We start from the raw sequence: 8,758 nt of genomic DNA, 5'->3' as shown, positions 1-8,758 counted from the left end.
TCTACATGGCCCGTGAAAGGCCCCGAACACCACCCCCCTTTAACTCGGAAACCCCAGGTCACCACCCGTCACTCGGATGGCGGCTTGTGCGCGTCCCGTCGATCGGCGGTCGGAGGACGACCTCCTTCGAGTGATCACCGTGCGTTCCGCGGGCCCGGAGGCCCGGCCGCCGGTAGCCTGCTCGCCGACAAGGAGGCAGGGGGTAAACAGTGGACTCGACACCGATCTACACCGAGTTGCAGCAGAAGCTGATCGACCCGGAGGCGAACAACTGGGGACTGAGCGCCCCACCCGAGTTCGCCGCGGCGCTGACCGAGACCGCGGAGTCATCGGCAGCCGAACCCGTGGCCGTGCAACAAGGCGACTCGGGTGGCCGCGCGAAAGGACGCAGGCACCGCGCGGCGGACTGAAGTCCCGACTCGTTCCGCGCGCGGGGGAGGCGTCAGCGGCCGACGAGGCCCGGACTCGGCATCGATCCGACCCGGAACATGAAGAACCGCATCGCGGATGACCACGATGCGGTTCTTTTGCGTTCGGCGCCGGCCCGGTGGAGACGTCCTTCCCATCCGGACCGCTCGGCGGCCGGATCGCCGCCGCCTCTCGCCCGGGACGACTTCTTCCGCTCGCGCGGTACCGGGACCAGTGGGCCGCCGGGACCGCCGCGACGGGATCAGTCCACGGCGGACGAGAATTGCGGCAACGACACCGAAGGAACAGCGGCGTCGTGGCGATCTTCCAGCGATTCGGAACGTTGCTCGGAGATCGGCGGCTCGAGCACGGGGTGTTCGAGCGGCGTGGCGGGCTCTTCGGGAGCCGATTCGGCCGCGGGTTCCGGATCCTGCTGCTTGCTGACCCGATCCTTGCTCCGTTGCGCGGCGCCGCGAATCTGCTCGGTCAGCTGCCGGTTCGCCTGCCGGGCATCCCGTTCGTCCCGTTCCTGGCGCTTGGCGGCGGCGGCCGTCTGCTCCCGCTCCGGAGCGCGCGCACGCTCGATGTAACGAGCGAAGACTCCGCGCAGGCGCTGCGCGTGCCGTTCACTCAAGTCGATTTCGTAGGTCACACCGTCCAGCGCAAAAGTGACGGTCTGCTGGGCTGGCGACCCGTCTATGTCGTCGACGAGTTCGACCTGAATCCGCTCGGCCATGATCACCTGTCTCGGGAACGTGCCCCGTCTCGATCCGCGACACCTTGCAGGCGAGACTCCTGCGACCCTGACCCACGTTGTAGCACGCGGCATCGCTGTTGTCTCGCGTCAACGATAGAACAGCACCACCGGCGGTTGAGAACCGCCGTGCGGGGGCACCGTCGACCCACGATGCCGGGTCACCGGGGGAACCACCCGCGACCCACCGTAGCCGATCGACAGCGAAATCGAGAAAGTAATGTGCCACACAACGACCGACTCCACATCGATCGGACCCCGGTAGCAGTGCTCACCAGACCCAGGGTGGCACATTTTCGCAACAACGGTTTATTGTTCTGACCGTTCTTCGTACGCTCTTGCACGAAGGCCAGCAATAACGAACCGGAATCGAGGGTTTTCCAGTGGCGCAGAAGGTCACCGTGCAGCTCGTCGACGACGTCGACGGGTCGGAAGCAGAGTCGACGGTCGAGTTCAGCCTCGACGGGGTCGACTACACCATCGACCTGTCCTCGGACAACGCCGCCAAACTGCGGGACTCGCTGGCGTCGTACGTCTCCAGCGCACGCCGGACGGGTGGCCGCAAGCGCGCCGCAGGCAAGGCCAGCAAGGCCGCGGCCGCGCCCACGGCGGCCGACCGCGAACGCAACCAGGCCATTCGGGAATGGGCCCGGGAGCAGGGCATGCAGGTGTCGGATCGGGGACGCATTCCCTCGGAGATCGTGGACGCCTACGACAAGGCCAAGTGAGTCGATCGGGATGTCGCGCGGCGTCGTCCACGCGAGACCGGACATTTTCCGGCCTGATCGCATCGACGCCTCGCGACATTCCCGTTCCGCCATCCGCAGCACTCACCGTTCGGCGGCGCGGAACTCGCTGATCTCCTGATCGGTCGGCATCGCCGCCATGGCGCCGTGGCGTCCCACCGCCAGCGCCGACGCGGCCGAGGCCCGTTCCAGTGCCTGCCTGATCTCGCCGCCCGCCGCGCGCGTGGCCGCGAGAACTCCGACGAACGTGTCGCCCGCCGCCGTCGTGTCCACCGCCCGCACCGGATGCGCGGGCACCTCCACGATCTCGCCCGCCCGATTCCCGTAGAGCGATCCGGCGGCACCGAGCGTGATGACGACCTCCGGCACCAGATTCAGCAATTCCCGCAACGCTTCGCGCGCATCAGCGGAACCCGTGAGTACCGCGGCCTCGTGTTCGTTGGGCACCAGCATGTCCACGTTCGAGAGCAACGCCGCCGGCAGTTCCGCCGCCGGGGCCGGCGTGAGAATCACCGGAACGCCCGCTTCCCCGGCTGCCACCGCGGCCGATTCGACCCCGGTGAACGGGATCTCCAGCTGCAACAACAGCGCCCCGCAACCCGCGATGAGTTCCGCGTCCCCCGGGGCGAGCGAATCCACGCTCGCATTGGCTCCCGGCACCACGACGATCGCGTTTCCGCCGTCGTCGTCGACGACGATATGCGCGGTGCCGCTGTTTCCGGTCACCGTGCGCAACCCGTCGGTATTCACACCGTATTCGGTCAATGCCGCCCGGAGCCGCTCCCCCAGTTCATCATCGCCGACCGCGCCGATGAACCGCGTGGGCGCACCCGCACGGGCCGCGGCGACCGCCTGATTCGCCCCTTTTCCTCCCGGTGCCGTCCGGAATTCGCGTCCCAGCACGGTTTCCCCGCGCCGAGGTGCGATTCCGGTATAGGCCACCAGATCCATATTGCAACTGCCGAACACCGCCACCGTCGTCGTCACCCGGCCCATGATCCCCGATGAGCCGCGGCGACACAGGCGGCTCACCGCGGCGGGCGGCACGTAACATGCCGTGCATCCAGGGAAGGAGAGGGCGAGCAGCGGTGGAATACGTGGTGACGGCGGAACTCGAACCGCCGGTGACGGCGCAGGGGCTCGACGAGCTGCAGCAGCAGGGCGTGGTGGCGCTGCTGGATCGCAGGCTCGCGCTCGTGGAAGGGGTCACCGGCCCGGATCAGGCCGACATCGACGTGCTGGACTACCGGATCTCGCCGAGCGCGGACCGCGCCACCGTGGTGCTCGTGCTGGACGCGCCGTCCCTGGTGTCCGCGGAATGGGCGGCGGCGACCGTGCTCGACGAGCTGCTCGGCGAGATCGAGCTGCTCAGCGGCTGGTCGGTGGCGGATTCGAAGGTGCGCATCACCGAGGACGAGTTCAACTTGAGCCTGGCCGCGGCGGACGTGCGCACCCCCGACGACTCCAGCGCGCTGGAAGCGGCCGTGGAGGAGGCGTTGGAGTCCTCCGCGGGGGAGCCCGCGCTGGAGACCGAGCACTGGCGGGAGACGCTGCTGGAGTGCGCGCCGCGGCTGCGCGCGTTCGGCGCGGACGCGTTCGCCGCCGACGGCGCGAGCGACTCAGCGGCACGACTGGCGGCGGGGGCGCTGATCCACGCGGTGTGGGTGGTGACCGACGAGATCTTCTACGACGAGCTGTCGCTGTCGATCAACAACGCCACGGTGGACGAGGCGCAGGGGCTGCTGGTGCTGGAGGAGCTGCCGCCCTGCTACGACGACCGCTACGACTCGGCGTTCGCCCGCGCGTTCCTGCTGGCGTCGGCGGCGGTGGCGACGCGGCTCTCGGAGCAGGTGTGGACGCCGCCCCGGTGCGTCGCCGAGGCGTTGGCGCTGCGGCTGATGATGCACGAGGCGCAGGTGCTGCTGGAGGCCGCGGGGCTGCTGGAGTGGGCGCAGAGCACGCCGATCTTCGCGAAGTTCACCGCCGCCGCGTTCACCGACACCTCCCACGAGGAGCTCTACGAGGTCGACATCCGGCTCGACGAGAACTCCGCCGAGCCGCTGCTGTCCGAGCTGGAGACGGGTCTGCGGGACCGGGGGCTCTCGTTCGACCAGTGGTTCGGCAAGCGCGACGGTGCTCCCGGCCTGCACCCGTACCTGCAGTTCCTCTGAGCTGCGGACAGCGGAAAGCCCGCCGGATCGCGTGATCCGGCGGGCTTTCCGGCACCGTGCGGGTCAGTCCTGGTTGCGCACCGAGAACGGCGGCACCGTGCAGCCGATGAGGCTGGCGTCGTCGATGGTGCGCGGCTGGTACTCGCTGTTGGGCAGGTTCTCCAGCATGAGGTTCGTCGGGTCGTCGACCGGTTCGGCGCGGCCGAACAGGAACGCCCACTCGTGCTCGTCGGAACCGAAGTAGGTGACCGACTCGAACACCGAGCGGAACCGGTTGTAGGAGCGGATCAGCGTCTCGTTGCGCCACACCGTGGGGCAGCCTGCTTGGAACGCGACCACGCCGCCGGGCGCGAGGACCGTCTGGCAGCGCTGCAGGAACTCCAGGCCGTAGAGCCGGTTGTGCTGGCCGTCGGCGTCGTCGGCGCGCTCGTCGGGCAGGTCCACGACGACCAGGTCGTAGCCTTCCGGCGGGGCCTGGTCGAGGAAGCCGATGCCGTCGGCGTAGTGCAGGGTGATCGGGCCGTCACCGCGTTCCAGCTCGGGCAGTTCCGCGCTGGTGTAGCCGTAGGGCAGGTGTTCGGCGCAGATCCGGACGCATTCCTCGTCGATGTCCACGTGGTCGACCCGGGTCGCCCCGGCGGCCACCGCCAGCTGGCTGGCGACGCCTTCGCTGGAACCGATGATGAGCACCCGGTCCAGGTTCGCGGCCAGCAGGAATCCGGGGACCAGCATGGCCTCGTGGTAGACCAGCTGGGAGAACTCGGTGCTCTGCCGGTCGTCGTCGCAGAACAGGGAGACGCCCTGCGAGGTGCGGCCGATGAGCACGTGCTGGTAGGCGGTGTCGCCTTCCCACACCACCTCGTCGACCCGCCACAGCCGCCGCATGTCGGCGCCCAGGGGCTCGCTGACCCAGCTCTGCCCGTCGATTTCGATCAACGGTGCTCCTCCTCGAAATGTCGCCCTGGATGGGCGGAAGAACGCACTTGAGTGTCCATTGTGGAGGGAATCCCGCCGGCCCGCGTCCGCGAGCCGGCGGGCCGGTCACGACACCAGTTCGGGGTCGAGTCCCCGGCGGATCGTGCGGGTGTTCACCGAACCGGGCCGCAGGGCCTCCGCCAGCAGCTCGACCGCGCGTTCCGGCTGCGCCGTGTTCCCGCAGGTGAACACATCGATGAAAATCGATCCCACTTCAGGGTAAGTGTGCAGCGACGCGTGGGATTCCGACAGCAATGCCAGCACGGTGACGCCTTGCGGCTCGAACCGTTCGGCGATCACTTGGCACACCGTGGCCTGCGAGCGGCTCAACGCGCTGTGCAGGGTGTCCCGCAGGAACTGCTCGTCGTCGAGCAGCTCCGCGTCCACGCCGTCGAGCTCGGCGAGCACGTGCTGCCCGGTGAACAGACCGACGGGTTGCAGGGTTCCGGCATCAATCGACATCTATCGACCTCCCAACATTTCGCAGATTTCGCTGAGAACGTTCTTGTTCGCACCGGCTTGGGCACTCGACCGCTGCGGCAGATCCGGCCCGCCGCAGCGGTCAGGATCGCTCGTGCCCGTCGATGCAGTAGGTCGGCAGCGGCGGGAAACCGTTGAAGCCGACCGAGGCGTAGCTGGCCGTGTAGGCACCGGCGCTGAGCAGATCGACGGTGTCGCCCGCGCCCAGCGTCAACGGCAGCTCGTAGCGGGTGTGCTGGTAGATCACGTCGTCGCCGTCGCACGTCGGCCCGGCGAGCACGACCGGGCCGGTCGGGTCGCCGTCGCGGGAGGTGCGCAGCCGGTAGGTGATCGCTTCGCCCTCGGTTTCGGCGAGCCCGTTGTAGCGGCCCACGTCGAGGTAGATCCAACGGCGGTCGCTGCCCGTCTCGGGGGTGGCGAGCACGACTTCGCTGCGCAGCACTCCCGCGTCGCCGACGAGGCGGCGGCCGGGTTCGACGAGCAGTTCCGGGCGTTCGTCGCCGAATTCGCGGTCCAGCGCCTGCTCGATGCGGCGGGCGTAGTCCTGCAGCGGCGGCGCGGAGTCGGTGTAGTGCGCGGGAAGTCCGCCGCCGAGGTTCACCATGCGCGGCCGCACGCCGTGCTCGGCGGCGCCGCGGAACACCTCGTTCGCGGCGCGGAGCCCGTGTTCCCACGCGGTGGCGTCGTGCTGCTGCGATCCGATGTGGAACGACACGCCGTAGGGGTCCAGGCCGAGCTCGGCCGCGCGGACCAGCAGGTGCACCGCGGTTTCCGGCGGACAGCCGAACTTCCGGCCGAACGGGGTGCGGGATCCCTTGTTGTCCACCAGGACGCGGCAGAAGACCCGCGCGCCGGGCGCGGCTTCGGCGATCGCGGTGAGGTCGGCGTCGCTGTCGGTGGCGAACAGCCGCACGCCCTGCTCGTGGGCTCGGGCGATGTCGGCGCGCTTCTTGATGGTGTTGCCGTAGGAGATCGAGCCGGGTTCGGCGCCGTGGGCCAGGCAGAGGTCGATCTCGCCGGGGCTGGCCACGTCGAACGAGGAACCGAGTTCCGCGAGCGCGGCGACGACCTCGGGCATGGGATTGGCCTTGACCGCGTAGCAGATGCGCGCGTCCGGCAGTGCGGCTCGCAGTTGCGCGTAGCGTTCGCGAACCGCCGTCAGGTCCATCACCAGGCAGGGTGTGCCGGGTACCGCGCGATCCAGGAAGTCCTGGACGCGTTCAGCGGAACGTGCCGCGGTTCCGGCGACGTTTCCGTCGCTCGGGCGGTCCGTCACACCGGTGGTGGCGGACTGATCGGTCAATCCCGTTACCTCCGTGTTCTGCGCGGCCTCGCGTGGGGTTCACCGTCGGACCACCTCGCGGGCGGCCGAGTGCCGACCAAGCACGGTACCGGTCAACGCAGTGGATTACGAACCGATCGGGTGAAACCACCAGGGCTGCGAAGTCGAGTGTGACTACTCCCACGACGGCGGGGGGCGGTTACGACGGCCGGTCGTCGATGAGTTGCAGTGCGAGGTGGAAATCCACCCGCGCGGAGAGATTTCCCAGTTTTCGTCCGGTGATCTGTTCGATCCGGCCGATCCGGTAGCGCAACGTGTTCACGTGCAGGTGCAATCGCGCCGCGCAGCGCGACCACGAACCGGAACATTCCAGGAACACGCGCAAGGTGCGCAGCAGATCCGTGGCGTGCGCCTCGTCGTAGCCGATGAGCGGGCCCAGCAGCTTGTCCCGGTAGGACCGGCGCAACTCCTCCGGAACCGACGCCAGCAGCACCTCGTGCGAAGCCAGCGCGTCCGCCGTCACCACCGACGACCGCGGATCGTGCTCGGCGAGCCGCCGGGCGTGCCCCGCCTCCTCCACCGCGGAGCGCAACCCGTCGGCCGTGCCGATGTCGCTGATCCCGGCGCACAACCGGACCTCGCCCCCGGCGAGCGCGGCGAACTCGCGGAACCGGTCCGGCAACGCCGACAGCTGCCCCTCGTCGTCGGCGAACACGGCCGCCGCGGCCTCCCCCAGCGGCGCGGCCACCGACGGAAGGCCCGTCGTGGCCGCGAGCTCGCGCAGCACGGTGGCGGCCAAGGCCGAACCCGCCGTCGCACCCCGCTCCGGGCGCACCACCGACAGCTGCACGACTCGCAACGGCTCCCCCGCGGGGAGACCTACCGTGTCCAGGCGGGCCGCCACCTCCACCGCGCTCGACGTGCCGTCGAGCAGCCTGCGCAGCGCCGACTCCACGGAACGACCGGCGATGCTGCGGGCCTGGTCGACGCGGCTGCGCACCAACGCGACCACGGTGGCCAGCTCCGCCAGCGCCGCCGGCGGCACCGCCGACTCGCGCACCACGACGAACCACTGCGCGACGCGCGGATCGGTGCCGTCACCGACCGCGTGGAACCGGTGGTCGCCGCGCGACGTGCGGACCGACCCGGACGTGGCGCTCGACTCGTGCAAGCCGTGCACGAACTCCTCGTGCGCGGGCGCGCCGGGCGGCCCGGCGAGCACCGCACCGGCGCCCGAGACCACCCAGCAGCCCGTGCCGAGCTCGGCCGCCGCCAGCTCCAGCACCTCGTCCAGGTCCGCGCCCGCGGCGAGCGCCGACACCCACTCCCGGCCCGCCGCCCGGTGCGCGGCCATGACGCGCTCCGACAAGGTGCCGAAGCTCAACGCCACCGGGACCTCCACCAGCGACATCCCGTGCCGCCGGCAGGCCTCGACGAGATCGGGCGGAGTGCTGCCGAGCCACGCGGTGCCCGCCGCGATCGCCGCCACGCCCGCATCGGCGAGCGCGGCGACGAACTCCGCCGAATCCGCCGGTCCGGTGCGCCACATCAAGCCGGTGAGCACCAGCTCGCCGCCGCGCAGGTAGCGGCGCGGGTCGAGGAGGTCGGTGATGTAGACGCCGCGCACCTCCCGGTCGGCCGGGCCGGTGAGCAGCGTCAGGCCCAGACCGGGGTCGGCGACCAGTTCGCTCAGCTGCACGCCGCTCACTCTGCACCCCCGCGACGCCCACCGGGAGCCCCGGGCAGCGGCGGAGCGAGTGAACGGACCGTTCGACCAATCCCCTTGGACGAACGGTCCGTTCACCCACATCCGGCATCTCCCGCCGCGCCGCTCGGGTGGCGGGGCGTGTCCGGGTGAACGGACCGTTCGTCCAACCCCGCTGGACGAACGGTCCGTTCACTCGGAACCGGACGCGGCGGGGTTTCGGGTGAGCGGACCGTT

At 70.0% G+C, this 8,758-nt stretch carries 9 protein-coding genes; 3 read left to right on the top strand and 6 right to left on the bottom strand.

Annotated features, from left to right (window positions below):
• Nucleotides 1-209 precede the first annotated feature (209 nt).
• Complete coding sequence (locus BJ969_RS03870; protein ID WP_184477370.1) at nt 210-410, top strand: hypothetical protein; 201 nt, start codon at nt 210-212, stop codon at nt 408-410.
• A 260-nt stretch (nt 411-670) separates the two neighbouring features.
• Here the strand turns inward: BJ969_RS03870 and BJ969_RS03865 are convergent, their stop codons facing one another.
• Complete coding sequence (locus BJ969_RS03865) at nt 671-1,144, bottom strand: histone-like nucleoid-structuring protein Lsr2 (protein ID WP_184477368.1); 474 nt, start codon at nt 1,142-1,144, stop codon at nt 671-673.
• Nucleotides 1,145-1,545: 401 nt separating this feature from the next.
• Here BJ969_RS03865 and BJ969_RS03860 point away from each other — a divergent pair, with 401 nt between their 5' ends.
• On the top strand, nt 1,546-1,890 hold the full coding sequence (locus BJ969_RS03860; protein WP_184477366.1) for a histone-like nucleoid-structuring protein Lsr2: 345 nt from the start codon (nt 1,546-1,548) through the stop codon (nt 1,888-1,890).
• Between the two features lie 102 nt (nt 1,891-1,992).
• On the opposite strand, the gene BJ969_RS03855 is transcribed toward BJ969_RS03860, so the two are convergent.
• On the bottom strand, nt 1,993-2,895 hold the full coding sequence (locus tag BJ969_RS03855) for a ribokinase (protein WP_343071207.1): 903 nt from the start codon (nt 2,893-2,895) through the stop codon (nt 1,993-1,995).
• A 101-nt stretch (nt 2,896-2,996) separates the two neighbouring features.
• On the opposite strand from BJ969_RS03855, the gene BJ969_RS03850 reads away from it, so the two are divergent.
• On the top strand, nt 2,997-4,079 hold the full coding sequence (locus tag BJ969_RS03850) for a hypothetical protein (RefSeq protein ID WP_184477362.1): 1,083 nt from the start codon (nt 2,997-2,999) through the stop codon (nt 4,077-4,079).
• Between the two features lie 63 nt (nt 4,080-4,142).
• Here the strand turns inward: BJ969_RS03850 and BJ969_RS03845 are convergent, their stop codons facing one another.
• The 4 genes from BJ969_RS03845 to BJ969_RS30460 form a co-directional block, all read right to left on the bottom strand.
• Nucleotides 4,143-5,015 (bottom strand): spermidine synthase, encoded by an 873-nt coding sequence (locus BJ969_RS03845; RefSeq protein WP_184477360.1) that lies wholly within the window; start codon nt 5,013-5,015, stop codon nt 4,143-4,145.
• 105 nt (nt 5,016-5,120) lie between these two features.
• Entirely contained in the window at nt 5,121-5,516 is a 396-nt protein-coding gene (gene speD / locus BJ969_RS03840) for an adenosylmethionine decarboxylase (RefSeq protein ID WP_184477358.1), read from the bottom strand.
• A 100-nt stretch (nt 5,517-5,616) separates the two neighbouring features.
• On the bottom strand, nt 5,617-6,837 hold the full coding sequence (locus tag BJ969_RS03835; protein WP_184477356.1) for a type III PLP-dependent enzyme: 1,221 nt from the start codon (nt 6,835-6,837) through the stop codon (nt 5,617-5,619).
• 178 nt (nt 6,838-7,015) lie between these two features.
• Nucleotides 7,016-8,524 carry a PucR family transcriptional regulator gene (locus BJ969_RS30460; RefSeq protein ID WP_343071206.1) on the bottom strand — a complete coding sequence of 503 codons (1,509 nt, stop codon included), beginning with the start codon at nt 8,522-8,524 and terminating at the stop codon, nt 7,016-7,018.
• Nucleotides 8,525-8,758: the final 234 nt, after the last annotated feature.

It is taken from the genome of Saccharopolyspora gloriosae, from assembly GCF_014203325.1.
GTDB classification, from domain to species: Bacteria; Actinomycetota; Actinomycetes; order Mycobacteriales; family Pseudonocardiaceae; genus Saccharopolyspora_C; species Saccharopolyspora_C gloriosae.
This window is presented reverse-complemented; position numbering and strand designations above follow the sequence as displayed.